General features: G+C 69.1%; 24 protein-coding genes. 13 read left to right on the forward strand and 11 right to left on the reverse strand.

The window, feature by feature from the left end:
* Positions 1 to 53 precede the first annotated feature (53 nt).
* Complete coding sequence (locus AC27L3_RS13785) at positions 54 to 3,953, forward strand: DNA-directed RNA polymerase subunit beta' (RefSeq protein WP_365965726.1); 3,900 nt, start codon at positions 54 to 56, stop codon at positions 3,951 to 3,953.
* Positions 3,954 to 4,017: 64 nt separating this feature from the next.
* Here the strand turns inward: AC27L3_RS13785 and AC27L3_RS13790 are convergent, their stop codons facing one another.
* From AC27L3_RS13790 to AC27L3_RS13810, 5 genes are all read right to left on the reverse strand, one after another.
* Complete coding sequence (locus AC27L3_RS13790; RefSeq protein ID WP_487234315.1) at positions 4,018 to 4,287, reverse strand: hypothetical protein; 270 nt, start codon at positions 4,285 to 4,287, stop codon at positions 4,018 to 4,020.
* A complete protein-coding gene (locus AC27L3_RS13795) occupies positions 4,284 to 4,535 on the reverse strand; it encodes a hypothetical protein (protein ID WP_487234316.1) in 252 nt (83 codons plus the stop codon). The genes AC27L3_RS13790 and AC27L3_RS13795 overlap by 4 nt, the downstream gene beginning before the upstream one ends.
* Positions 4,536 to 4,557: 22 nt before the next feature.
* The gene (locus AC27L3_RS13800; RefSeq protein ID WP_487234317.1) at positions 4,558 to 5,436 is read right to left on the reverse strand and encodes a peptidoglycan-binding protein; all 879 of its coding nucleotides are present in this window, start codon (positions 5,434 to 5,436) and stop codon (positions 4,558 to 4,560) included.
* Between the two features lie 16 nt (positions 5,437 to 5,452).
* Complete coding sequence (locus AC27L3_RS13805) at positions 5,453 to 6,343, reverse strand: hypothetical protein (RefSeq protein ID WP_487234318.1); 891 nt, start codon at positions 6,341 to 6,343, stop codon at positions 5,453 to 5,455.
* Between the two features lie 114 nt (positions 6,344 to 6,457).
* On the reverse strand, positions 6,458 to 7,339 hold the full coding sequence (locus AC27L3_RS13810; protein ID WP_487234319.1) for a CHAP domain-containing protein: 882 nt from the start codon (positions 7,337 to 7,339) through the stop codon (positions 6,458 to 6,460).
* Between the two features lie 433 nt (positions 7,340 to 7,772).
* On the opposite strand from AC27L3_RS13810, the gene AC27L3_RS13815 reads away from it, so the two are divergent.
* Positions 7,773 to 8,072 carry a hypothetical protein gene (locus tag AC27L3_RS13815; RefSeq protein ID WP_487234320.1) on the forward strand — a complete coding sequence of 100 codons (300 nt, stop codon included), beginning with the start codon at positions 7,773 to 7,775 and terminating at the stop codon, positions 8,070 to 8,072.
* A gap of 181 nt (positions 8,073 to 8,253) precedes the next feature.
* On the opposite strand, the gene AC27L3_RS13820 is transcribed toward AC27L3_RS13815, so the two are convergent.
* Genes AC27L3_RS13820 through AC27L3_RS13830 form a run of 3 tightly spaced genes read right to left on the reverse strand, consistent with a single transcriptional unit; the run spans position 8,254 to position 9,361 of the window.
* Positions 8,254 to 8,448 (reverse strand): hypothetical protein, encoded by a 195-nt coding sequence (locus tag AC27L3_RS13820; protein WP_487234321.1) that lies wholly within the window; start codon positions 8,446 to 8,448, stop codon positions 8,254 to 8,256.
* Positions 8,445 to 9,092: a hypothetical protein gene (locus AC27L3_RS13825; RefSeq protein WP_487234322.1), complete on the reverse strand. Its 648-nt coding sequence runs from the start codon at positions 9,090 to 9,092 to the stop codon at positions 8,445 to 8,447. The genes AC27L3_RS13820 and AC27L3_RS13825 overlap by 4 nt, the downstream gene beginning before the upstream one ends.
* Complete coding sequence (locus tag AC27L3_RS13830; protein WP_487234323.1) at positions 9,089 to 9,361, reverse strand: WhiB family transcriptional regulator; 273 nt, start codon at positions 9,359 to 9,361, stop codon at positions 9,089 to 9,091. Before AC27L3_RS13830 ends, AC27L3_RS13825 begins: the two co-directional genes overlap by 4 nt.
* Before the next feature lie 372 nt (positions 9,362 to 9,733).
* On the opposite strand from AC27L3_RS13830, the gene AC27L3_RS13835 reads away from it, so the two are divergent.
* From AC27L3_RS13835 to tuf, 5 genes are all read left to right on the forward strand, one after another.
* Positions 9,734 to 10,201, forward strand: coding sequence for a helix-turn-helix domain-containing protein (locus tag AC27L3_RS13835; RefSeq protein ID WP_487234324.1), 468 nt, complete (start codon positions 9,734 to 9,736; stop codon positions 10,199 to 10,201).
* Between the two features lie 362 nt (positions 10,202 to 10,563).
* Entirely contained in the window at positions 10,564 to 10,935 is a 372-nt protein-coding gene (rpsL, locus tag AC27L3_RS13840; protein ID WP_003948652.1) for a 30S ribosomal protein S12, read from the forward strand.
* 2 nt (positions 10,936 to 10,937) lie between these two features.
* Positions 10,938 to 11,408 carry a 30S ribosomal protein S7 gene (rpsG, locus tag AC27L3_RS13845; RefSeq protein ID WP_365965725.1) on the forward strand — a complete coding sequence of 157 codons (471 nt, stop codon included), beginning with the start codon at positions 10,938 to 10,940 and terminating at the stop codon, positions 11,406 to 11,408.
* Between the two features lie 39 nt (positions 11,409 to 11,447).
* A complete protein-coding gene (gene fusA, locus AC27L3_RS13850) occupies positions 11,448 to 13,571 on the forward strand; it encodes an elongation factor G (protein ID WP_487234325.1) in 2,124 nt (707 codons plus the stop codon).
* Positions 13,572 to 13,750: 179 nt separating this feature from the next.
* Entirely contained in the window at positions 13,751 to 14,944 is a 1,194-nt protein-coding gene (gene tuf / locus AC27L3_RS13855) for an elongation factor Tu (RefSeq protein WP_344435201.1), read from the forward strand.
* A gap of 91 nt (positions 14,945 to 15,035) precedes the next feature.
* Here tuf and AC27L3_RS13860 read toward each other — a convergent pair whose 3' ends face one another.
* The 3 genes from AC27L3_RS13860 to AC27L3_RS13870 all read right to left on the reverse strand — a co-directional run bounded on the left by AC27L3_RS13860 (position 15,036) and on the right by AC27L3_RS13870 (position 19,224).
* Positions 15,036 to 15,899, reverse strand: a complete 864-nt coding sequence (locus AC27L3_RS13860) for a metallophosphoesterase family protein (protein ID WP_487234326.1) — start codon at positions 15,897 to 15,899, stop codon at positions 15,036 to 15,038.
* 92 nt (positions 15,900 to 15,991) lie between these two features.
* A complete protein-coding gene (locus tag AC27L3_RS13865; protein ID WP_487234327.1) occupies positions 15,992 to 16,993 on the reverse strand; it encodes an ArsR/SmtB family transcription factor in 1,002 nt (333 codons plus the stop codon).
* 140 nt (positions 16,994 to 17,133) lie between these two features.
* Positions 17,134 to 19,224, reverse strand: coding sequence for a PIG-L family deacetylase (locus tag AC27L3_RS13870; RefSeq protein WP_487234328.1), 2,091 nt, complete (start codon positions 19,222 to 19,224; stop codon positions 17,134 to 17,136).
* A gap of 578 nt (positions 19,225 to 19,802) precedes the next feature.
* On the opposite strand from AC27L3_RS13870, the gene rpsJ reads away from it, so the two are divergent.
* Genes rpsJ through rpsS form a run of 6 tightly spaced genes read left to right on the forward strand, consistent with a single transcriptional unit; the run spans position 19,803 to position 22,926 of the window.
* Positions 19,803 to 20,111 (forward strand): 30S ribosomal protein S10, encoded by a 309-nt coding sequence (gene rpsJ / locus AC27L3_RS13875; RefSeq protein ID WP_003948644.1) that lies wholly within the window; start codon positions 19,803 to 19,805, stop codon positions 20,109 to 20,111.
* 13 nt (positions 20,112 to 20,124) lie between these two features.
* Positions 20,125 to 20,769, forward strand: coding sequence for a 50S ribosomal protein L3 (rplC, locus tag AC27L3_RS13880; protein ID WP_344435197.1), 645 nt, complete (start codon positions 20,125 to 20,127; stop codon positions 20,767 to 20,769).
* 8 nt (positions 20,770 to 20,777) lie between these two features.
* Positions 20,778 to 21,431: a 50S ribosomal protein L4 gene (gene rplD / locus AC27L3_RS13885; protein WP_365965719.1), complete on the forward strand. Its 654-nt coding sequence runs from the start codon at positions 20,778 to 20,780 to the stop codon at positions 21,429 to 21,431.
* Positions 21,431 to 21,754 (forward strand): 50S ribosomal protein L23, encoded by a 324-nt coding sequence (gene rplW / locus AC27L3_RS13890; RefSeq protein WP_365965718.1) that lies wholly within the window; start codon positions 21,431 to 21,433, stop codon positions 21,752 to 21,754. The genes rplD and rplW overlap by 1 nt, the downstream gene beginning before the upstream one ends.
* A 41-nt stretch (positions 21,755 to 21,795) precedes the next feature.
* Entirely contained in the window at positions 21,796 to 22,632 is an 837-nt protein-coding gene (gene rplB / locus AC27L3_RS13895; protein WP_004950440.1) for a 50S ribosomal protein L2, read from the forward strand.
* 12 nt (positions 22,633 to 22,644) lie between these two features.
* Entirely contained in the window at positions 22,645 to 22,926 is a 282-nt protein-coding gene (rpsS, locus tag AC27L3_RS13900) for a 30S ribosomal protein S19 (RefSeq protein ID WP_487234329.1), read from the forward strand.
* The last annotated feature ends 25 nt before the right edge of the window (positions 22,927 to 22,951 follow it).

Genomic DNA, 22,951 nt, shown 5'->3' on the forward strand with positions numbered 1-22,951 from the left:
GTCCCGCTCCGGCGGGAGGGCGCACGAACCCTGAAAGAGGGATTGACGACAAAGTGCTCGACGTCAACTTCTTCGACGAGCTGCGGATCGGCCTGGCGACCGCGGACGACATCCGAACCTGGTCCCACGGCGAGGTCAAGAAGCCGGAGACCATCAACTACCGCACCCTGAAGCCGGAAAAGGACGGGCTCTTCTGCGAGAAGATCTTCGGCCCCACCCGGGACTGGGAGTGCTACTGCGGCAAGTACAAGCGTGTCCGCTTCAAGGGCATCATCTGTGAGCGCTGTGGTGTCGAGGTCACCCGCGCCAAGGTGCGCCGTGAGCGGATGGGCCACATCGAGCTTGCCGCCCCCGTCACCCACATCTGGTACTTCAAGGGCGTCCCGTCGCGCCTGGGCTACCTGCTGGACCTGGCTCCCAAGGACCTCGAGAAGGTCATCTACTTCGCCGCCTACATGATCACGTGGGTGGACGAGGAGCGCCGCACGCGCGACCTGCCGTCGCTGGAGGCCCACGTCTCCGTCGAGCGTCAGCAGATCGAGCAGCGCCGCGACGCCGACCTGGAGGCCCGCGCCAAGAAGCTCGAGTCCGACCTGGCCGAGCTGGAGGCCGAGGGCGCCAAGGCCGACGTGCGCCGCAAGGTGCGCGAGGGCGCCGAGCGTGAGATGAAGCAGCTGCGCGACCGTGCGCAGCGCGAGATCGACCGTCTCGACGAGGTCTGGAACCGCTTCAAGAACCTCAAGGTCCAGGACCTCGAGGGCGACGAGCTGCTCTACCGCGAGCTGCGCGACCGCTTCGGCACCTACTTCATGGGTGCGATGGGCGCCGCCGCGCTGCAGAAGCGCCTGGAGTCCTTCGACCTCGACGAGGAGGCCGAGCGCCTCCGCGAGATCATCCGTACCGGCAAGGGCCAGAAGAAGACCCGTGCGCTCAAGCGCCTCAAGGTCGTCTCCGCCTTCCTGCAGACCCGCAACAGCCCCAGCGGCATGGTGCTGGACTGCATCCCGGTGATCCCGCCGGACCTGCGTCCGATGGTGCAGCTGGACGGTGGCCGCTTCGCGACCTCCGACCTGAACGACCTGTACCGCCGCGTCATCAACCGCAACAACCGCCTCAAGCGACTCCTTGACCTCGGCGCGCCCGAGATCATCGTGAACAACGAGAAGCGCATGCTTCAGGAGGCCGTCGACGCGCTCTTCGACAACGGCCGTCGTGGTCGCCCGGTCACGGGCCCCGGCAACCGTCCGCTGAAGTCGCTGTCCGACATGCTCAAGGGCAAGCAGGGTCGCTTCCGTCAGAACCTGCTCGGCAAGCGCGTCGACTACTCGGCCCGTTCCGTCATCGTCGTCGGTCCGCAGCTGAAGCTGCACCAGTGCGGTCTGCCCAAGGCCATGGCGCTGGAGCTCTTCAAGCCGTTCGTGATGAAGCGCCTGGTCGACCTGAACCACGCGCAGAACATCAAGTCGGCCAAGCGCATGGTCGAGCGCGGCCGCACCGTGGTGTACGACGTCCTCGAAGAGGTCATCGCCGAGCACCCGGTGCTGCTGAACCGTGCGCCCACGCTGCACCGCCTCGGCATCCAGGCCTTCGAGCCGCAGCTGGTCGAGGGCAAGGCCATCCAGATCCACCCGCTCGTGTGCACCGCGTTCAACGCGGACTTCGACGGTGACCAGATGGCCGTCCACCTGCCGCTCTCCGCGGAGGCGCAGGCCGAGGCCCGCATCCTGATGCTGTCCTCGAACAACATCCTCAAGCCGGCCGACGGCCGTCCGGTCACCATGCCGACCCAGGACATGGTGCTCGGTCTGTTCTTCCTCACCACCGACGAGGAGGAGCGCGAGGTCATCGGCGAGGGCCGGTCCTTCGCGTCCGTCGCCGAGGCGATCATGGCGTTCGACGCCCGGGAGCTCTCGCTCCAGGCGAAGGTCGACATCCGCTTCCCGATCGGCACCGTCCCGCCGCGCGGCTGGACCCCGGCCGCCGACGAGAACGGCGAGACCACGTGGCAGCAGGGCGACAGCTTCCGCCTGCGCACCACGCTGGGCCGCGCGCTCTTCAACGAGCTGCTGCCCGAGGACTACCCGTTCGTCGACTACTCGGTCGGCAAGAAGCAGCTCTCCGAGATCGTCAACGACCTCGCCGAGCGCTACCCCAAGGTCATCGTGGCGGCGACGCTCGACAACCTGAAGGCGGCCGGCTTCTACTGGGCGACCCGTTCCGGCGTCACCGTGGCCATCTCCGACGTCGTGGTCCCCGAGGCCAAGAAGGAGATCGTCGCGGGTTACGAGGCCCAGGACGAGAAGGTCCAGAAGCAGTACGAGCGCGGTCTGATCACCAAGGACGAGCGCACGCAGGAGCTCATCGCGATCTGGACCAAGGCGACCAACGAGGTCGCCGAGGCGATGAACGCGAACTTCCCCAAGACGAACCCCATCTTCATGATGGTTGACTCGGGTGCCCGAGGAAACATGATGCAGATGCGGCAGATCGCCGGTATGCGTGGTCTGGTGTCGAACGCGAAGAACGAGACCATTCCGCGACCCATTAAGGCGTCGTTCCGTGAGGGTCTGTCCGTGCTGGAGTACTTCATCTCCACCCACGGTGCCCGTAAGGGTCTCGCGGACACCGCTCTGCGTACCGCCGACTCGGGTTACCTCACCCGTCGTCTGGTCGACGTCTCCCAGGACGTGATCATCCGCGAGGAGGACTGCGGCACCGACCGTGGCCTCAAGCTGGTGATCGGCGTTCGCGACGAGGCCGGCGTCCTGCGCAAGGCCGACGACGTCGAGACGAGCGTCTACGCCCGCATGCTGGCCGAGGACGTCGTCGTCGACGGCAAGGTCATCGCGCCGGCCAACGTCGACCTCGGTGACGTGCTCATCGACCAGCTGATCCAGCACGGCGTGGAGACGGTCAAGACCCGCTCGGTCCTCACCTGCGAGTCCGCCGTCGGCACCTGCGCCTTCTGCTACGGCCGCTCCCTGGCGACCGGCAAGCTGGTGGACATCGGCGAGGCCGTCGGCATCATCGCCGCCCAGTCCATCGGTGAGCCCGGTACCCAGCTGACGATGCGTACCTTCCACACCGGTGGTGTGGCCGGTGACGACATCACCCAGGGTCTGCCCCGTGTCGTCGAGCTCTTCGAGGCTCGTACGCCCAAGGGTGTCGCCCCGATCTCGGAGGCGGCCGGCCGCGTCCGTATCGAGGAGACCGAGAAGACCAAGAAGATCGTCGTCACCCCGGACGACGGCTCCGACGAGACCGCCTACGCGATCTCCAAGCGAGCCCGTCTGCTGGTGGGCGAGGGCGACCACGTCGAGGTGGGCCAGAAGCTCACCGTGGGTGCCACCAACCCGCACGACGTGCTGCGCATCCTCGGTCAGCGGGCCGTCCAGGTCCACCTGGTCGCGGAAGTCCAGAAGGTCTACAACTCGCAGGGCGTGTCGATCCACGACAAGCACATCGAGATCATCATCCGGCAGATGCTCCGCCGCGTGACGATCATCGAGTCCGGCGACGCCGAGCTGCTGCCGGGCGAGCTCGTGGAGCGCTCGCGCTTCGAGTCCGAGAACCGTCGTGTGGTCACCGAGGGCGGTCACCCCGCCTCCGGCCGTCCGCAGCTGATGGGTATCACCAAGGCCTCGCTGGCGACGGAGTCCTGGCTGTCGGCCGCCTCCTTCCAGGAGACGACCCGAGTCCTGACGGATGCGGCGATCAACGCCAAGTCCGACAGCCTCATCGGCCTCAAGGAGAACGTCATCATCGGTAAGCTCATCCCGGCCGGTACGGGCCTGTCCCGTTACCGCAACATCCGGGTGGAGCCCACCGAGGAGGCCAAGGCCGCGATGTACTCGGCCGTCGGTTACGACGACATCGACTACTCGCCCTTCGGCACCGGCTCCGGCCAGGCCGTTCCGCTGGAGGACTACGACTACGGTCCGTACAACCAGTAGGCGAGCAGCTGATCGCGCACAGGGCGGTCACCCCTTCGGGGGTGGCCGCCCTGCGGCGTTCCGCTCACCGAACGGTCAGCTGGAAGGCGGCCACGACGACCCCGCCGACCGCGGCCAGGGCCGCCACGCTCGTGAGCGGCCAGCGGGTGCGCTCCAGGGCGTCGAGGCGGGCCTCGTGATCGGCGAGCTGCTTGTCCGTCTGGTCACTGCGCTGGACGAGCAGCGCGAGCGACCCGTCGACCCGGGCGAAGCCGGCCTCCATCGTGCCGCGCAGCCGCTCCAGCTCGACGGCCACGGCGGACGCCTCGCCGGTGGGGGTGTGCGCGTCCCTCATGGGCGGCCCCGGGAGTCGTCGGTGCCGCGGCCTGCGGGCGGCCCGGTGCGCAGCCAGGCCGGCAGCAGGGCCTGGACGGCGGGCAGGGCCATGACACGGGCGAGCCCGCCGGCGACGGCCAGCGCCCCGGCCACCCACGGCAGGCTTGCCGGGATGCCGGAGGCGTCGACGATCGCGGGCAGGGCGAGCGCGAGGGCCACGGCGGTCTGCAGAACGGTGCGGAGCATCCGCCGGGTGGCGTCGGACACGGTGATCCTTTCTGTGAGGTGGTCAGGACACGCGCGGGACCTTCAGCGCGTCCCAGGAGACCCGCCCCGGCCATCCGTCGGCGTCCGCACCCGCGAAGCCGAGCTTGCGCTGCCAGCGGGCGTACGACTGCCGGTCCGCGTCCGTCCACCGGTCGCCGGGCCCCTGGGAGTACGCCGAGCAGCCCTCCTCGACCAGGCGCCGGCCCATGGCCGTGACGACGGGCGAGTCGGGCGCGCCGCGGAAGAACGCCTCACCGGGGAAGGGCTCGCAGGCGGTGCCCGGGTCCGCACGCTTCGGACCGGCCGGGGAGCCGCCGAGGCGGGCGGCCACCCGGTCGCGCAGGTCGGCCATCGCGAAGCCGACGGGGTCGACCTTGGTGCTCGTCCACTCCTTGTGGCCGATCACCGACCCGGCGCCCCAGCCGTGCGCGCGGCACAGCGCGGCGGCGACGCGCTCGATGGCCGCCAGCTGCTCGGCGGGCCAGGGGTCCTCGCCGTCCCCGAGGTTGATGCACTCGAAGCCGTAGAAGCGGGCGTTGCCGTCGGTGTCGTCGGCGGTCGGGGCGGGCAGCGGCGTCTCGTCGACGACGGCCGCCAGCACGGCGCCGTCACCGGTGCCCGCGTGGTTCGCCCGGCCGTTGCCGACCAGGTGGACGGTGCCGGACTTGTCGATGACGCCGTGGCACAGCGGGCCGGGCAGCTCCTCGTAGCCGTCGTGGCAGAGCGCGACGGAGGAAGCGGTGCCCGAGGTGACCGTGTGATGGATGATCACACCGTGCACCGGCCCCCAGGCGCCCTTGTGGTTGCGGTTGTGCTCGCGCCAGTCGTCGGTCTCGACGACGTCGACACCCTCCGCGCGGAGCGCGTCGACGAACCGGTCGGCGGTCAGGGGAGTGGCCATGGGCAGGAACTCCTTGTCACCGGGGCCAGTAGTTGGCCTGGACCTCGGCGTAGGTGACCTTGCCGTCGGTCGGGCCGTTGACGAGTTCGATGGTCCATACGACGCGGTTGCCGGGGTCGCAGACGGCGCCGGAGCGGGTCTGGGAGATGTAGGTGTTGCCGCCGGTGGCGAGGTGCTCCTCGATGGGGCCCTCCTTCACCGTGGCGCCCTTGGAGTCGATCTCCAGGAAGCGGGTCTGGATGGTGGTGCCGGAGGCGACGTCGGCGAGGGTGGCCGCGGCGGTGGCGATGTAGTCGGCGTTGCTGGCGATGAAGGCCGGGCCGCCCTTGTCGGGGTGCTGGTCGCCGCCGTCGGAGTACTCGGCGTCGAAGGGGATCTGGGTCGGGGTGTTCCGCTTCAGGGCCAGCTCGGACTTGCGGGCGAGGCTCACGCGCTTCGGCGACTCGTCACCGATACCGGAGTTGACCAGGTCGGCGACGAGCCGGGCCGCGGCCTCCTCGTGCTTGGCGTAGTAGGTGGGGAACCCGCTGCGCTGCACCTCCTGGGCGACCTCGTAGAGCTGGGTCGAGGTGAGGTAGTTCGGGCCGAACTTCGGCGGGCAGTCGCTCTTCATCACCGAGAAGAACTTGGCCGAGGCCCAGTGCGGATCCATCCGCTGCTCGAAGGTGCCCCACCACTTCTGCTGTTGGAAGAGGCCGACGCTCGTCTCGTCCCCGTATCCGATGTTCTTGAGTGCCGACTCCTGCATCGATGTGGCGACGCCGATGACGCCGCCGCGGTAACCGAGGCCGGCTTTGAGCGCCTCTTCGAGAATGGCCTGGGCATTCTTGCGCTGGTCGGCGTCGATGCTCCAGGGGATCTGCGTGAAGGTGAGCTTGTACGGCAGGAGGTCGGTGTAGGCGACCATGTCGATGCGTCCTTTCCGAAGGATGAATGGAGAAAACGGGGGTGCCCCGCAGCCGCGAACGGCATGCGGGGCACCCCCGTCAGAAATGGTCCGGCTCAGATGTCCGGAAGAGCCTTATCGCGGCCAGTAGTTGGCCTGGACCTCGGCGTAGGTGACCTTGCCGTCGGTCGGGCCGTTGATGAGCTCGATGGTCCATACGACGCGGTTGCCGGGGTCGCAGACGGCGCCGGAGCGGGTCTGGGAGATGTAGGTGTTGCCGCCGGTGGCGAGGTGCTCCTCGATGGGGCCCTCCTTCACCGTGGCGCCCTTGGAGTCGATCTCCAGGAAGCGGGTCTGGATGGTGGTGCCGGAGGCGACGTCGGCGAGGGTGGCCGCGGCGGTGGCGATGTAGTCGGCGTTGCTGGCGATGAAGGCCGGGCCGCCCTTGTCGGGGTGCTGGTCGCCGCCGTCGGAGTACTCGTCGAGGAAGGGGATCTGGGTCGGGGTGTTCCGCTTCAGGGCCAGCTCGGACTTACGGGCAAGGCTCACGCGCTTCGGCATGTCAGGGTCCTCTTCAGGCTTGTAGTTGGGGTGGCCGTATCCGTAGATACGGGTGCTGCTGCGGCTGATGTGGCGGCGGTAGACGCCGTCACCGTTGGACGAGCCGTCGTTGTTGGTGTTGCCGCCGATGGTGGTGATTTCGGAGTCCGTGAAGGACTCGACTATCTCGGTGTGGTCCTGGCCCTCGGTTCCGTAGAACACGATCGCGCCGACCGACGGTGTGCGTGACCACAGGTCGCGCGACTTGAACCAGGAGACGCCCTCAGGGCAGTACGAGTAGCGGGGGACGATGTCGGCGTTGTCCGACTTCGCGGCGCAGTACGAGACGAACATCGCGCACCAGGGCTGGCCGTTCATTCCGTACCAGCGGCCGAACATGTTGTCGTTGTTCGGCCCCTCCTTGTACCCGATATGGGTTGCGGCCTCTTTCAGCAAGGCCGATGCGGTATTGGCCATCGGGAAATACACCCTCCACGGGGTGGTGACGGATATGCGAACGGCCCCGTCCCCCTCGGGAGGGGGACGGGGCCGTTCGCCTGGCTGCTGCCGGGCAGTGTTCACCCGACGCGAAGCGGCGGAGGCCGTACCCGAGTTGTGGGCACAGCTCCGCCGCTGCATCTATGGTGAACGAGATCGAGCGCGAGCGCAACTAGAGGTTGTTCGTTCGCAACGTCCGCCCGGCTCGGGGCCGCGTTTCCCATGGGTTTCCCTTTGTCGCGGACCGCTACTGAGTGTCAGGCGGAGGGGATAGGTTGAGGGGCATCGCGCACACTCCTGGGTATCTCGCGACAGATGCCGTGGGGGGATTCACGGAGGGGCATATGAGTCGACGGGAAACACACGTGGGTGGCATGGACAAACACCTCGTGGCCGCCGGGAGCGGCGCGCGGTGAATGCCTACGGTCAGCACTTCGCGGACGTCGTGTCCGCAACGGTGGAAGTGGCCGCCGAGTCGGGGCAGGCCGGCGTCTTCACCGACGAGGTCGCCCGGGCCCTCACCTCGGTCGTCGGCAAGGTGGCCGCCAAGGCCGTCGACGAGGCCCAGGTCAGGGGATTCGTCAGCGGATGGCAGGAAGCCGTCGAGGCCGCAGAGTCGGTCGACGGCAAGGCCGCGGCCGCCGGCGCACAGGTCTACCGGATGCCGGTGTGGGGGAAGGGGCACGACACCCCCGACGGGAGGGACGCCTGAGACGCCGGCATCCCCGGGCAGTGCGCGTGAGCCCCCGCAACCGGTGTACCGGTTGCGGGGGCTGCATCGTTATGCGGCTGTGCCGGCTTGCGGGCCGGGTGATGGGGTTGTCGGGTGCCGGGGCGGCGGGGTTGTCGGAGTGCCGGCGTGTCGGGGCGACCGGGCGCCGGGATGCAGGGCCTCAGTCGCCTCTGCGCCGCTCGTGCGCCCGGCGGGTGGCCCGCTCGGCCGCGAAGACGTCCTCCAGGCGGAAGAGGTGGGCCCGGCCCCTGCGGCCGGCCGGAGCGAGGTGCCCCAGCTGCACCCACTTGCGGATGGTGTCGGGGACGACCGCGACCTCCTGGGCGGCCAGGGCGGCGGTGACCAGTGTCGTCATCGGGCGGTTCCTTCCCCGTCGGGTTCGTCCTGTGCGGCGGTCAGTTCGGCCAGGTCCGTCTCGACGGCGTCGGCCAGCTGCTGCCATTCGGCCCGCACCCATGCGTGCCGGTGTCCGCCGTCGGTGTGACAGCGGCACTGCGCGTCGGCGCAACGGCATCCCGGGTTGACGCACAGGACGGTCTCGCGGTGCGGGAAGACGCGCAGGGAGACGGAGTCGCAGTGCAGGCAGCGGCCGTGCACCCGGACGGGCGTCTCGGCGTCGCCGAGCGCGAGCGAGCAGCGCCGCGCCATGCGCCGCGCCTCGCTGCGCACATGCTCGGCGAGGGCGGGGTCGGGGTGGGCGCCGATGCGGTCCAGCAGGGCGATCAGGCGGGTCAGCCGCTGTTCGACGGAGCCGCGCGGCGGCTTCGGCACGCGCAGCCGCTCGCACACGGCTTCCTCCAGTTCGACGACGCCGTCGGTGATGTCGCGAAGGGTGTCCGAGACGAAGAGGCGGATCGGTGCGGAGGGGGAGGCGGAGCGCGTACGCCCGGCGGGGGAGGGGCGCGCGGCGCGGCTGGGGGCCAGCTCGCGGACCAGCTCGGGGAACTGGCGGAGCAGGATGCCCAGCCATACGGCGGCACGGTCGGGTCGAGGGGTCATGGCTGCTGCTCCTTCACTCGAATGGTGGTCCGGACGTCGGTGGGTGTCCGCACCTCCCGGCCGTTGCGCCACAGGCGCCCTGCGCAGACCCCGTCGAACCAACTCGCCCGCGGGTCGACGACCTCCAGGCAGGGGTGCCGTACCGGGCAGCCGGCGCACGCCCGCAGGGCGGGCAGTGCGGTCTCGGGGCGGCGGGCGAAGACGACGTGGTCGGGCAGTCCCGCGCAGGCGGCGAGGTCGCGCCAGGCGGTGGCAGGGGCGGATGGCATGCGGGACGGCTCCCTGTCGGGCGCGGACGGTGTGGAGGACGCGGTGCGGAGGGTGCGGTGCGGAAGGGTGCGGTGCTCGGCAGCCGTGGCAGGCGGGACGGGAGGGAGGTTTGTTGCGGCTGCGCAATGAACACTAGCGATGATGCGTGCGAACGCGCAACAAAATGGATCAGATTTTGGAGAGACGTCTCTAGAACGCGAACGTCCGCGAAGTGAACAGCAAAGGCCCCGGATGGGGGGATTCCGCACCCCTGTACCCAGTCCCGACCGGCTCTTATGGGCGTTCGCCTGGCCAAGTTGCGCGTGCGCACCTCATTCTGGTTATTGCGCGCGCGAACGGACGGTAGGGTTTCGCTCTGGAGGGAGCGTGTGATGGGCGAGAAGAGCTCGGACGTGGAGCGGTTCGCGAGCTGGGTCGAAGACCTCATGCGGGACCGCGGATACGACATCGACAGCCCGCGCGGCGGCGGCAGGTCGCGCCTCGCGGAGGACGCCGGGGTGCACCGGGCGGCGGTGACCCGGCTGCTGCAGCGGCAGAGCCTGCCGGACCTGGACACCATGCGCGCGCTGGCGCGCGTGCTGGGCGTCGGCCTGCGCGACATGTTGATCAAGTCGGGGCGGGTCGCCGCCGAGGACCTGCCGCTGCCCGGGGCGGCGTCCGGCGCCGGCGGGTCCGCCGGCGGCGAGCGGGTCACCCCGGCGGAGGCGGCCGGCCTGCTCGGCATTCCCGAGAGCCACCGGCGTCAGTTCGTCGAGATGGCGGAAATGATCCTCACGGTCAGCGGAGCGCGGTCGGGTGACCCGCGCGCCGCCTACCGGGGCGCGGCCGCCGGCCGCTGACGCCCGCCCGGCCCGTACCGCAGGAGCGGGGCCCGCGTCGCGCCGGACCGGGCGAGGCCCCATGATCTGCGACTTATGCCGCACATCGGGGTGTCCTGCGCGTGCGCATTTGTTTTGACCGCAGCTCATGCTGTAGGTACGCTCTGACCTTGTGCCTGGGGTGTCCCTGGGCTCTTGTGCGTGCCGTCAGACCGCACGGGAGGCCCGGAACCGGGCGGTTTCCGTACCGCCGGGAGACACCGAAATCTGCGCGATCCGCCATGCGGCGGAGGTCTGCAGTATTCGACACGCCCGACCGCGTGGGTCGGAGCTACGTTCCAGGTTAGTTTTATCGTGATCGGCACACAGAAACCGGAGAAACGGTGCCTACGATCCAGCAGCTGGTCCGGAAGGGCCGGCAGGACAAGGTCGAGAAGAACAAGACGCCCGCACTCGAGGGTTCGCCCCAGCGCCGTGGCGTCTGCACGCGCGTGTTCACGACCACCCCGAAGAAGCCGAACTCGGCCCTCCGTAAGGTCGCGCGTGTGCGTCTGACCTCCGGCATCGAGGTCACCGCTTACATTCCGGGTGAGGGCCACAACCTGCAGGAGCACTCCATCGTGCTCGTCCGCGGTGGCCGTGTGAAGGACCTGCCGGGCGTTCGCTACAAGATCATCCGTGGCTCGCTCGACACCCAGGGCGTCAAGAACCGCAAGCAGGCTCGCAGCCGCTACGGCGCCAAGAAGGAGAAGTAAGAATGCCTCGTAAGGGCCCCGCCCCGAAGCGCCCGGTCATCATCGACCCGGTTTACGGTTCTCCTCTTGTCACCTCGCTGATCAACAAGATCCTGCTGCACGGCAAGCGCTCCACCGCCGAGCGCATCGTGTACGGCGCCATGGAGGGCCTGCGCGACAAGACCGGCCAGGACCCGGTCATCACGCTCAAGCGCGCCCTCGAGAACGTCAAGCCGGCTCTCGAGGTCAAGTCCCGCCGTGTCGGTGGCGCCACCTACCAGGTGCCGGTCGAGGTCAAGCCCGGCCGCGCCTCCACGCTGGCGCTGCGCTGGCTGGTCGGTTACTCCCGCGCCCGTCGCGAGAAGACCATGACCGAGCGCCTCATGAACGAGCTGCTGGACGCCTCGAACGGTCTCGGCGCCTCGGTCAAGAAGCGTGAGGACACGCACAAGATGGCCGAGTCCAACAAGGCCTTCGCGCACTACCGCTGGTAGTCGCAAACCCCATCGAGAACCGAGAGAAGACTGAGCCATATGGCCACCACTTCGCTTGACCTGGCCAAGGTCCGCAACATCGGGATCATGGCCCACATCGACGCGGGCAAGACGACCACCACCGAGCGCATCCTCTTCTACACCGGTGTTTCGTACAAGATCGGTGAGGTCCACGACGGCGCTGCCACGATGGACTGGATGGAGCAGGAGCAGGAGCGCGGCATCACGATCACGTCTGCCGCGACGACCTGCCACTGGCCGCTCGAGAACGTCGATCACACGATCAACATCATCGACACCCCGGGTCACGTCGACTTCACCGTCGAGGTGGAGCGCTCCCTGCGCGTGCTCGACGGTGCCGTGACCGTGTTCGACGGTGTCGCCGGTGTCGAGCCGCAGTCCGAGACGGTGTGGCGTCAGGCCGACCGTTACGGCGTGCCGCGCATCTGCTTCGTGAACAAGCTGGACCGTACCGGTGCCGAGTTCCACCGCTGCGTCGACATGATCGTCGACCGCCTGGGTGCTCAGCCGCTGGTCATGCAGCTCCCGATCGGTGCCGAGGCCGACTTCAAGGGCGTCATCGACCTCGTCCGCATGAAGGCTCTGGTGTGGTCCGCCGAGGCCGCCAAGGGCGAGATGTACGACGTCGTCGACATCCCCGACACGCACGTTGAGGCCGCCGAGGAGTGGCACAACAAGCTGGTCGAGGCCGTCGCCGAGAACGACGAAGAGATCATGGAGCTCTTCCTCGAGGGCCAGGAGCCCTCCGAGGAGCAGCTCATGGCCGCGATCCGTCGCATCACGATCGAGTCCGGCCGCACCACCGAGGGCACCACGGTGACCCCGGTGTTCTGCGGTACCGCGTTCAAGAACAAGGGCGTCCAGCCCCTGCTCGACGCGGTCGTGCGCTACCTCCCCTCGCCGCTCGACATCGAGGCGATCGAGGGCCACGCGGTCAACAACCCGGACGAGGTCATCAAGCGCAAGCCGTCCGACGAGGAGCCCCTCGCGGCGCTGGCGTTCAAGATCATGAGCGACCCGCACCTCGGTAAGCTCACCTTCGTCCGCGTGTACTCCGGCCGCCTGGAGTCTGGATCTCAGGTCCAGAACTCCGTCAAGGGCAAGAAGGAGCGCATCGGCAAGATCTACCGCATGCACGCCAACAAGCGTGAGGAGATCGAGTCGGTGGGCGCCGGCGACATCGTCGCCGTCATGGGCCTGAAGCAGACCACCACCGGTGAGACGCTCTGCGACGCCGGCAACCCGGTCATCCTCGAGTCCATGGACTTCCCGGCCCCGGTCATCCAGGTCGCCATCGAGCCCAAGTCGAAGGGCGACCAGGAGAAGCTCGGCGTCGCGATCCAGCGCCTGGCCGAGGAGGACCCGTCCTTCCAGGTCCACACGGACGAGGAGACGGGCCAGACCATCATCGCGGGCATGGGCGAGCTGCACCTCGAGGTGCTGGTCGACCGCATGAAGCGCGAGTTCAAGGTCGAGGCCAACGTCGGCAAGCCGCAGGTCGCGTACCGCGAGACCATCCGCAAGGCGGTCGAGCGCATCGACTACACGCACAAGAAGCAGACTGGTGGTTCCGGCCAGTTCGCCAAGGTGCAGATCGCGGTCGAGCCCCTCGAGGGCGACGGCTACGAGTTCGAGAACAAGGTCACCGGTGGCCGCATCCCGCGGGAGTACATCCCGTCCGTGGACGCGGGTTGCCAGGAGGCCATGGAGTTCGGTGTTCTGGCCGGCTACCCGCTGACCGGCGTCAAGGTGACGCTGCTCGACGGTGCCTACCACGACGTCGACTCCTCGGAGCTCGCGTTCAAGATCGCCGGTTCGATGGCGTTCAAGGAGGCGGCCCGCAAGGCGTCGCCCGCCCTGCTCGAGCCGATGATGGCCGTCGAGGTCACCACGCCCGAGGACTACATGGGTGACGTGATCGGCGACATCAACTCCCGCCGTGGCCAGATCCAGGCCATGGAGGACCGGGCCGGCGCCAAGGTCGTCAAGGGCCTGGTGCCGCTGTCGGAGATGTTCGGCTACGTCGGCGACCTCCGCAGCAAGACCTCGGGTCGCGCAAGCTACTCGATGCAGTTCGACTCCTACGCCGAGGTTCCGCGGAACGTCGCCGAGGAGATCATCGCGAAGGCCAAGGGCGAGTAAGCGAATCCCGCGTTCAGCGGGCTGAGCACACGCTTTAGGCTTGACACCGGCTGTCGGGGCATTCCCGCGCAAAACCTCCGGGTTCTGCGCGGGAACGCCCCGGCGGACGGCACCCCAGCAAAGATCCCTGGCGCCGATCGAAGTAAGGCGTACCAGAACCACTCCACAGGAGGACCCCAGTGGCGAAGGCGAAGTTCGAGCGGACTAAGCCGCACGTCAACATCGGCACCATCGGTCACGTCGACCACGGTAAGACGACCCTTACCGCGGCGATCACCAAGGTGCTGCACGACGCGTACCCGGACCTGAACCCCTTCACGCCGTTCGACGAGATCGACAAGGCGCCGGAGGAGCGTCAGCGCGGTATCACCATCTCCATCGCGCACGTCGAGTACCAGACCGAGTCGCGTCACTACGCCCACGTCGACTGCCCCGGTCACGCGGACTACATCAAGAACATGATCACCGGTGCCGCCCAGATGGACGGCGCGATCCTCGTGGTCGCCGCGACCGACGGTCCGATGCCGCAGACCAAGGAGCACGTGCTCCTGGCCCGCCAGTCCGGCGTTCCGTACATCGTTGTCGCCCTGAACAAGGCCGACATGGTGGACGACGAGGAGATCCTGGAGCTCGTCGAGCTCGAGGTCCGTGAGCTCCTCTCCGAGTACGAGTTCGACGGCGACAACGCTCCGGTCGTCCGCGTCTCCGCGCTGAAGGCGCTGGAGGGCGACAAGGAGTGGGGCGAGAAGCTCCTCGGCCTGATGAAGGCTGTCGACGAGTTCATCCCGCAGCCGGAGCGCGCCGTCGACAAGCCGTTCCTGATGCCGATCGAGGACGTCTTCACGATCACCGGTCGTGGCACCGTCGTCACCGGTCGTATCGAGCGTGGTGTCCTGAAGGTCAACGAGACCGTCGACATCATCGGCATCAAGAACGAGAAGACCTCGACCACCGTCACCGGTATCGAGATGTTCCGCAAGCTGCTCGACGAGGGCCAGGCCGGTGAGAACGTCGGTCTGCTGCTCCGCGGCATCAAGCGCGAGGACGTCGAGCGCGGCCAGTGCATCATCAAGCCGGGTTCGGTCACCCCGCACACCGAGTTCGAGGCCACGGCGTACATCCTCTCCAAGGACGAGGGCGGCCGCCACACCCCGTTCTTCAACAACTACCGTCCGCAGTTCTACTTCCGTACGACTGACGTGACCGGTGTTGTGACCCTCAAGGAGGGCACGGAGATGGTCATGCCCGGCGACAACGCCGAGATGACCGTGTCCCTGATCCAGCCCGTCGCCATGGAGGAGGGCCTGCGCTTCACCATCCGTGAGGGCGGCCGCACCGTCGGCGCCGGCCAGGTCACCAAGATCAACAAGTAAGCTCCGGCTTGCCTGAAGGTCTGACCTGACGGTCGCAAAGGGCCCGCACATCGTTCGATGTGCGGGCCCTTTCGCATGCCCGGGGGCGCGGCTACGGCTGCGGTTCGTACGGCAGCACCTGGCGCAGCAGGCCGCGCGGGTGGCCGCGGCGCCGCCACTCGCGCGGGTAGCCGATCGACACCTCCTCGAACCGCACCCCGTCGTAGAACGTCGTGCGCGGGATGTGCAGGTGCCCGTAGACCACCGCCGCCACGTTGAAGCGCGTGTGCCAGTCCTGCGTGAGGACCGTGCCGCACCACTGGGCGAACTCCGGGAAGTGCAGGATGTCCGTCGGCCGGCGCACCAGTGGCCAGTGACCGGCCAGCACCAGGGGTATGGACGCGTCGTGCGCGGCCAGCCGCTTCTCGGTCGCGGCGACCCGGGCCCGGCACCAGTCGTCGATGCCCTCGTACGGCTCCGGGTGCAGCAGGTACTCGTCGGTGCACACGATGCCGGCCTCGTGGGCCTGCTCCAGCGACTCCTTCTTCGTACGCGCGCCGGGCGTGCGGAAGGTGTAGTCGTACAGGGTGAACAGCGGAGCGACCGCGACCGGGCCGCCCTCGCCCTCCCACACCGGCCAGGGGTCCTCGGGCGTGTCGACGCCCAGGCCGCGGCAGAGCTCCACCAGGCGCTCGTAGCGGGCCTGCCCGCGCAGCTGGACGGGGTCGCCGGCGGGCGTCCACAGCTCGTGGTTGCCGGGTGCCCACAGCACCCGGGCGAAGCGGCCGGCCAGCAGCGCCAGGGTCCGCTCGACGTCCTCGAAGCGTTCGGCCACGTCGCCCGCGACGATCAGCCAGTCGTCCGCCGTCGTCGGGCGCAGTGATTCGGCGATGGGCACGTTCGCGCTCATGCCGGTGTGCAGGTCGCTGACGGCCAGGAGGCGTCGGCCGGGGCGGGGCGTGTTCGGCTGCTGCATCGGTTCCCAGACTCGCGGTGGCTACGGGGCGGTACTGCCGTGCTGTTCTGTCGACGTTCCGTCGACAACGGTACGGAAATGATCGTTTCCCGTCACTGCCCGAGCAGCGGGCGGCCGTTCAGCAGCTCCCGGCCCAGCACGCTCAGCGTGTGGTACGCCCGCCCGTTGGCCCGGTGCGTCGTGATGAGCCCCGCCTCCCGCAGCACCGAGGCATGGTGACTGGCCGTGGCCATCGCGATCCGCACCCGCCGTGCCAGCTCACTGGTGGTGCAGCCGCGCGCCGTCGCCTCCAGCACCTCGGCACGCGTACGCCCCAGCAGCGCCGCCAGCGGCGGCTCCCGGCGCTGCTCGGGCACCGCCCGCCCCGGCGCCGGCGGCAGCCAGGCGGGATCGTGCACGATCGGGTAGACCAGCACCGGCGGAAGCTCCGGATCACGCAGCACGGTGGGGGCGCGCCAGCAAAAGAAGGAGGGCACGAGCCGCAGCCCGCGCCCCTCCAGGTAGAGGTCCTCCGCCGTCCCCGGAACGGCCACCTCGAGCACCGGTGGGCTCCAGCGGATCGCCGGATGCAGCGTCGCCAGCAGATGCTCCATCCCGTGCAGCAGGATCGTCTGCGACCTCGCCGCCCGGTCGGCCTCGATGTGCTCCTGCACCTTGCCCAGGTACGGGCCGATCGCGGCGTCGTGCAACGCCGTCAGCCCCTCGCCCAGCGCCCGCAGGGACGCAGCCCCGCCCTCCGCCAGGCCGCGCACGAAACGCAGCTCCCGGCGGTCCGCGGAGAGCAGCTCCAGCTCGGCGCACAGCCGCTGCCGCGGCAGCGAGAGCATCGCGTCGATGCCGCCCGCCAGACCCCCCTCGGCCGTCTCCGGCGGCGTCAGGAAATCGGGGGAGTAGCCACGGGGCGGGGCGAGCGCGAGCACCCGGCGCATCGGGTCCGTCAGACGCGGCCGCACCCTGGCCCGCCAGGCATCGAACACCAGCGGGCCCTGGGTGGTCTGCAGCATGTGAGCGGCCAGCAGCGTCTCCCACAGGGGGTCGGGCTCGGCGGCCAGACGGATGCGGCCGAGGTCGACGCTGGTGAAGTGAATGCGCACGGTGTGCCCTTGCCCTTCCCGGGCTCATTTGAACGCGGGGTCACCCGTGGGGGTGGTGCTTCGCGCCAGGGCGGTGCGGGGTGCGCCGGCGGCGCGCGGTGCCCCGGACCCTCCCCCCGGCGCTCACCGGGCCGCACCCCTCACAGGCCCGCGCCCGGTGCCGGGCGCCAGACCCACGGGGTGGCGTCCGGGGCGAGGCCCACCGCACAGGGGCGGTGGTCCGCGTCCAGGGTGAGGCCGGCGGCCGCCACCGCCGTCACCGGGGCCGTCGCCTCGGCGGACGCGTCCGCCAGGCGCACGCCGCCCGTCAGGGTGCGGCCGAGGAGCATCAGGGACTGCTTGCCGCCCCGCCGCGGCACCGTGGCCGCTGCCAGGGGGCCGTAGCCGGCGAGGGCGCGCAGGCCGCCGCCGCGCAGTTCCTCGGTGCCGCCGTCGGGGCTCAGGCGGTACGCCACCGGTTCCGCCGCCGTGGGGGTGCGGTAGACCAGGGTCAGGGCCCCGTCGGGCCCGGTGGCGGCGCCCATCTGGTTGCCGCCGGGGCCCGGCAGCCCGTCGAGCGGCATGAGCCGTACGGGTTCGCCGGGCGCGTCCTGGCTCCAGTGGTGGACGGTGTCCCGGCCGAGGGCGAAGACGTGGACGCGCCGGTCCTTGTCGAGGGCGGCGGTGAGCCCTTCCTGTATGTCCTGCCCGTGCAGGCTCCGCCAGCCGCCCCAGGTGCCGTCGGCCTCGCGGACGCGCGTGGACAGGCCCTTGCCGGCGTTGCGGACGAAGAGGTGGACCCGCCCGTCGGGGGTGGCGACGGCGACGGGGACGCCGACGCGGCGGCCGCGTTCGCTGCGGTGCTCGGGGTTGCCGAGGCTGTGCCACTCCCTGCCCTCTTCGAGCACGACGATCTCGCGGGTATTGGAGCGGCCGCGGCCCTCCAGGGAGGAGAAGCGCAGGGCGAACAGCAGCCGGTGGCCGCGGGCGTCCCGGACGCAGGCCAGGGCGGGGGACAGGGGGCCGCCCCCGAGGTTCTGCGGGGCGCCCCAGCGCCCGCTGCCGGGCGCGCTCTCGACCCAGCGCACGGCCTGCAGCCCGAGCACGCCGTACGCCTCCAGGCGCCCGCTGCGGTCGGGGGCGGCGTGGACGGCGGGGGCCGGGTAGCGGTAGTGGGTGGAGCGGATCCAGCCCTTGCGGTTCTGCATCGGGCGCTCGCCGCCCTGCCCGTAGTCGCCGCAGCCGCCGGTGTTGCCGCAGTTCCACAGGGGGTCGCCGCCGTAGGCGGCGATGAGGCGGTGCTTGGCGTCGACGACCTCCGGGGGGAGGTTGAAGGGCCAGCGCTGGTTGTAGTAGCCCCGGAAGGAGACCGCGGCGAAGCGCGGCGGGTGCCCGTTCCTGCGGGTCTCGTCGGCGACCCACTGGGCCATGGCCTTCCAGGTGAACAGCGCGGTCGGCGTGTGGTCGCGGTGGTCCGAGCACGCCCCGTAGTCGTTGTCCTTGGGGTGGGTGGCGTCGTGGACCTGGTAGTCGGGGTCGGGGTCCATGGTGTGCACGACGGTGGGGCGGTAACGGGCCATGACGGCGGCCAGGACGTCGACCAGGGTGGGGTGCCGGTAGGTGCTGACCGAGGTGCAGGGGGAGCCGGCGGCGACGAGGGTCTCCATGACCGCGTACGGCTCGTCCCACAGCTGCGGCAGCCGGGTGCCGCCGGCGGAGAACATGGCGATGTTGAGGAAGACCAGCCGGGCCTTGCGGGTGCCGTTGTCGAGCTCGTCGACCTCGGCGCGCACACCACCCGGAAGGTCCATGACGGACTTCCTCCAGGGGGTGAACCTGTCCCGGCCGATCATCTCGGCGTAGGCCTGGCGCAGCCCCTGGTGGCGGGCGGAGGAGTAGGCGGCCTTGTCGGGCCGGCGCCGGGGCATGCCGGCGATCCAGTTCTGGCCGACGGACTCGCCGGCGGTGACGTAGACGGAGACGACCGGGACGCCGGCGGCAACCAGGTGCTGGGCGTCGGGGTTCATGAAGAACAGGTCGTCGTCGGGGTGCGCCAGGACTTGCAGGAGCAGGGGGTCGCCGGAGGTGGTGAACGCATGTGCGGCACCGGGCTCGACAGCGGGGATCCGGTCGGGGGAGGATGTCAGCCGGTCGGCGCCACCGCTGCAGCCCGCGACGGTCGCCGCCGTGGCGAGGGCGATGCCGGTGAGCACGGACCGGCGCGCTGGTCCCCCGCGGTGTGAGATGTTCAACAGAGTGACTCCGTCCCGTCGGCCGGCGCGCAGTCCCCGACTGCCCCAGATGTGATAGGGGACGACCGGGGGCTCCCTCGGGTTGCTCGAGCCCGGTCAAAGCCTGCCGGAGAGTGATGGCACGGTAGCGGACCGTCCACCGTCATAGTGTCCCGTGTGTCGGCGGGGTGGTTTGACAAGTGCGCCGCTCGGGGTACCTTCTTCTGCTTCGATTGGCGCCCCTTCGCGCCCGTATGGCACACTGTTCAGGTTGCTCGGTTGAGTGCCGATGCTGCGCGCCTCCCGCCGGGAGGACTGGAAGCGAGTCCCGCAGTACTCGTCATCCCTTCTCAGGGATGGAAGTACGGGAATCTTCCGGGAAGTGTCAGCGGGGCCCCAGCCAGGCACTCGGTGGGTGTCTTTCCCCCACAAACCCCTTCATCAGGGAATCTCCTCCTGGGGAGATCTGCTGGAAGGGGCGCGACACGCCCGACCGCGTGGGTCGGAGGTGGAGTGGGGAACGGCAGTGCCTCGCCGCTGGCGAAGGCGCAGCTCACCGAGTTCCGGAGCGTTACGAGAGACAGGACTACGAAGTAGCCATGGCGGGACAGAAGATCCGCATCCGGCTCAAGGCCTACGACCACGAGGTCATCGACTCCTCGGCGAAGAAGATCGTCGAGACGGTGACCCGCACTGGTGCGTCGGTCGCGGGCCCGGTGCCGCTGCCCACTGAGAAGAACGTGTACTGCGTCATCAAGTCGCCGCACAAGTACAAGGACTCGCGCGAGCACTTCGAGATGCGCACGCACAAGCGCCTCATCGACATTCTCGACCCCACGCCGAAGACGGTTGACTCGCTGATGCGTCTCGACCTGCCGGCCGGCGTCGACATCGAGATCAAGCTCTGAGGTGACGCGCGAGATGGCTAAGCAGATCAAGGGCATCCTGGGCGAGAAGCTCGGCATGACTCAGGTCTGGGACGAGAACAACCGTGTCGTCCCGGTGACCGTCGTCAAGGCCGGGCCCTGCGTCGTTACCCAGGTCCGCACCAACGACACCGACGGCTACGAGTCGGTCCAGATCGCCTTCGGCGAGATCGACCCGCGCAAGGTGAACAAGCCCCTCAAGGGCCACTTCGCCAAGGCCGACGTGACCCCGCGCCGCCACCTGGTGGAGATCCGCACCGCGGATGCCTCCGAGTACACCCTCGGCCAGGAGCTCGACGCCACCGTCTTCGAGGCGGGCATCAAGGTCGACGTGACCGGCAAGAGCAAGGGCAAGGGCTTCGCCGGTGTCATGAAGCGCCACAACTTCCGTGGCCTCGGCGCCGGGCACGGCACCCAGCGCAAGCACCGCTCCCCCGGTTCCATCGGTGGCTGTGCCACCCCGGGCCGTGTGTTCAAGGGCCTCCGCATGGCGGGCCGCATGGGCAACGAGCGGGTCACCACCCAGAACCTGACCGTCCACGCCGTTGACGCGGAGAAGGGCCTGCTCCTGATCAAGGGCGCGGTTCCTGGTCCGAACGGCGGCCTCGTCCTGGTCCGTACCGCGGCCAAGGGGGCCTGAGGTAACCGATGAGCACCATTGACATCCTTTCGCCGGCAGGCGACAAGGCCGGGACCGTCGAGCTCCCCGCGGAGATCTTCGACGCGAAGGTCAGCGTTCCGCTGATCCACCAGGTCGTCGTCGCGCAGCTGGCCGCTGCCCGTCAGGGCACGCACAAGACGAAGACTCGTGGCGAGGTCCGCGGCGGTGGCAAGAAGCCGTACCGCCAGAAGGGCACCGGTCGCGCCCGTCAGGGTTCGACCCGCGCGCCGCAGTTCGCCGGTGGTGGCGTCGTGCACGGTCCCGTGCCGCGTGACTACTCGCAGCGGACCCCCAAGAAGATGAAGGCCGCCGCCCTGCGTGGCGCCCTCACCGACCGGGCCCGTCACTCCCGCATCCACGTCGTCTCCGGCGTGGTCGAGGGTGCGGTTTCCACCAAGGCCGCCAAGACCCTGTTCGGCAAGATCTCGGAGCGCAAGAACCTGCTCCTGGTCGCCGACCGGTCCGACGAGGCCGCGTGGCTGTCCGCCCGCAACCTGCCCCAGGTCCACATCCTGGAGCCGGGCCAGCTGAACACGTACGACGTGCTCGTCTCCGACGACGTGGTCTTCACCCAGGCCGCTTTCGAGTCCTTCGTGTCTGGCCCCAAGGCCGCCGTTGAGACCGAAGGGAGCGAGGCCTGATGACTGAGGCCGTCGTCACCAGCAAGACGTTCTCGGACCCGCGCGACCTGCTGGTCAAGCCGGTTGTCTCCGAGAAGAGCTACGCGCTGCTGGACGAGAACAAGTACACGTTCGTCGTCGACCCGCGCGCCAACAAGACCCAGATCAAGCAGGCCGTCGAGGCGGTCTTCTCGGTCAAGGTCACCGGGGTCAACACGATCAACCGTCAGGGTAAGCGCAAGCGCACCAAGACCGGTTTCGGCAAGCGCGCCAACACCAAGCGCGCCATCGTGACCCTCGCCGAGGGCGACCGTATCGACATCTTCGGCGGCCCGGTCTCCTAACGGAGTGCCGAGTCGTCCGAATATCGGACGAGGACTGAGAAATGGGTATCCGCAAGTACAAGCCGACGACTCCGGGCCGTCGTGGCTCCAGCGTCGCCGACTTCGTCGAGATCACGCGGTCCACGCCGGAGAAGTCGCTGGTCCGCCCGCTGCACAGCAAGGGTGGCCGTAACAACGCCGGTCGTGTGACCGTCCGTCACCAGGGCGGTGGCCACAAGCGCGCCTACCGTGTGATCGACTTCCGTCGTCACGACAAGGACGGCGTGCCGGCCAAGGTCGCTCACATCGAGTACGACCCGAACCGCACCGCGCGCATCGCGCTGCTCCACTACGTGGACGGCGAGAAGCGCTACATCATCGCCCCCCGCGGCCTCGGCCAGGGTGACCGGATCGAGAACGGCCCCGGGGCCGACATCAAGCCGGGCAACAACCTGCCGCTGCGCAACATCCCGGTCGGTACGACCATCCACGCCATCGAGCTGCGTCCCGGTGGCGGTGCGAAGATCGCCCGCTCCGCCGGTTCCTCCGTGCAGCTGCTGGCGAAGGAGGGCACCATGGCCCACCTTCGTATGCCGTCCGGTGAGATCCGCCTGGTCGACGTCCGCTGCCGCGCCACTGTCGGCGAGGTCGGCAACGCCGAGCAGTCGAACATCAACTGGGGCAAGGCCGGCCGCATGCGCTGGAAGGGCGTTCGCCCGACCGTCCGCGGTGTTGCGATGAACCCGGTTGACCACCCGCACGGTGGTGGTGAGGGCAAGACCTCCGGTGGTCGCCACCCGGTCTCCCCGTGGGGTCAGAAGGAGGGTCGTACTCGTTCTCCCAAGAAGGCGAGCAACAAGTACATCGTCCGCCGCCGCAAGACGAACAAGAAGCGCTAGGAGCGGGTTTAGATGCCGCGTAGTCTCAAGAAGGGGCCCTTCGTCGACGACCACCTCATGAAGAAGGTGGACGCCCAGAACGAAGCCGGCACCAAGAACGTCATCAAGACCTGGTCCCGCCGCTCCATGATCGTGCCGGCCATGCTCGGCCACACGCTGGCGGTGCACAACGGCAAGACCCACGTCCCGGTGTTCGTCACCGAGTCGATGGTCGGCCACAAGCTCGGCGAGTTCTCGCCGACCCGCACCTTCCGCGGCCACGTCAAGGACGACCGGAAGTCGAAGCGCCGCTAATCGCGGGGTGTGAACGACTATGACT

It is taken from the genome of Streptomyces sp. PKA51 (assembly GCF_057552455.1).

Bases quoted from the DNA above. Each gene is read 5' to 3' on its own strand.
- AC27L3_RS13790 (WP_487234315.1), bottom strand. From the start codon at position 4,287: ATGAGGGACGCGCACACCCCCACCGGCGAGGCGTCCGCCGTGGCCGTC.
- AC27L3_RS13800 (WP_487234317.1), bottom strand. From the start codon at position 5,436: ATGGCCACTCCCCTGACCGCCGACCGGTTCGTCGACGCGCTCCGCGCG.
- AC27L3_RS13805 (WP_487234318.1), bottom strand. From the start codon at position 6,343: ATGGTCGCCTACACCGACCTCCTGCCGTACAAGCTCACCTTCACGCAG.
- AC27L3_RS13810 (WP_487234319.1), bottom strand. From the start codon at position 7,339: ATGGCCAATACCGCATCGGCCTTGCTGAAAGAGGCCGCAACCCATATC.
- AC27L3_RS13820 (WP_487234321.1), bottom strand. From the start codon at position 8,448: ATGACGACACTGGTCACCGCCGCCCTGGCCGCCCAGGAGGTCGCGGTC.
- AC27L3_RS13825 (WP_487234322.1), bottom strand. From the start codon at position 9,092: ATGACCCCTCGACCCGACCGTGCCGCCGTATGGCTGGGCATCCTGCTC.
- AC27L3_RS13830 (WP_487234323.1), bottom strand. From the start codon at position 9,361: ATGCCATCCGCCCCTGCCACCGCCTGGCGCGACCTCGCCGCCTGCGCG.
- AC27L3_RS13835 (WP_487234324.1), top strand. From the start codon at position 9,734: ATGGGCGAGAAGAGCTCGGACGTGGAGCGGTTCGCGAGCTGGGTCGAA.
- rpsG (WP_365965725.1), top strand. From the start codon at position 10,938: ATGCCTCGTAAGGGCCCCGCCCCGAAGCGCCCGGTCATCATCGACCCG.
- fusA (WP_487234325.1), top strand. From the start codon at position 11,448: ATGGCCACCACTTCGCTTGACCTGGCCAAGGTCCGCAACATCGGGATC.
- AC27L3_RS13860 (WP_487234326.1), bottom strand. From the start codon at position 15,899: ATGCAGCAGCCGAACACGCCCCGCCCCGGCCGACGCCTCCTGGCCGTC.
- rpsJ (WP_003948644.1), top strand. From the start codon at position 19,803: ATGGCGGGACAGAAGATCCGCATCCGGCTCAAGGCCTACGACCACGAG.
- rplC (WP_344435197.1), top strand. From the start codon at position 20,125: ATGGCTAAGCAGATCAAGGGCATCCTGGGCGAGAAGCTCGGCATGACT.
- rplD (WP_365965719.1), top strand. From the start codon at position 20,778: ATGAGCACCATTGACATCCTTTCGCCGGCAGGCGACAAGGCCGGGACC.
- rplW (WP_365965718.1), top strand. From the start codon at position 21,431: ATGACTGAGGCCGTCGTCACCAGCAAGACGTTCTCGGACCCGCGCGAC.
- rplB (WP_004950440.1), top strand. From the start codon at position 21,796: ATGGGTATCCGCAAGTACAAGCCGACGACTCCGGGCCGTCGTGGCTCC.
- rpsS (WP_487234329.1), top strand. From the start codon at position 22,645: ATGCCGCGTAGTCTCAAGAAGGGGCCCTTCGTCGACGACCACCTCATG.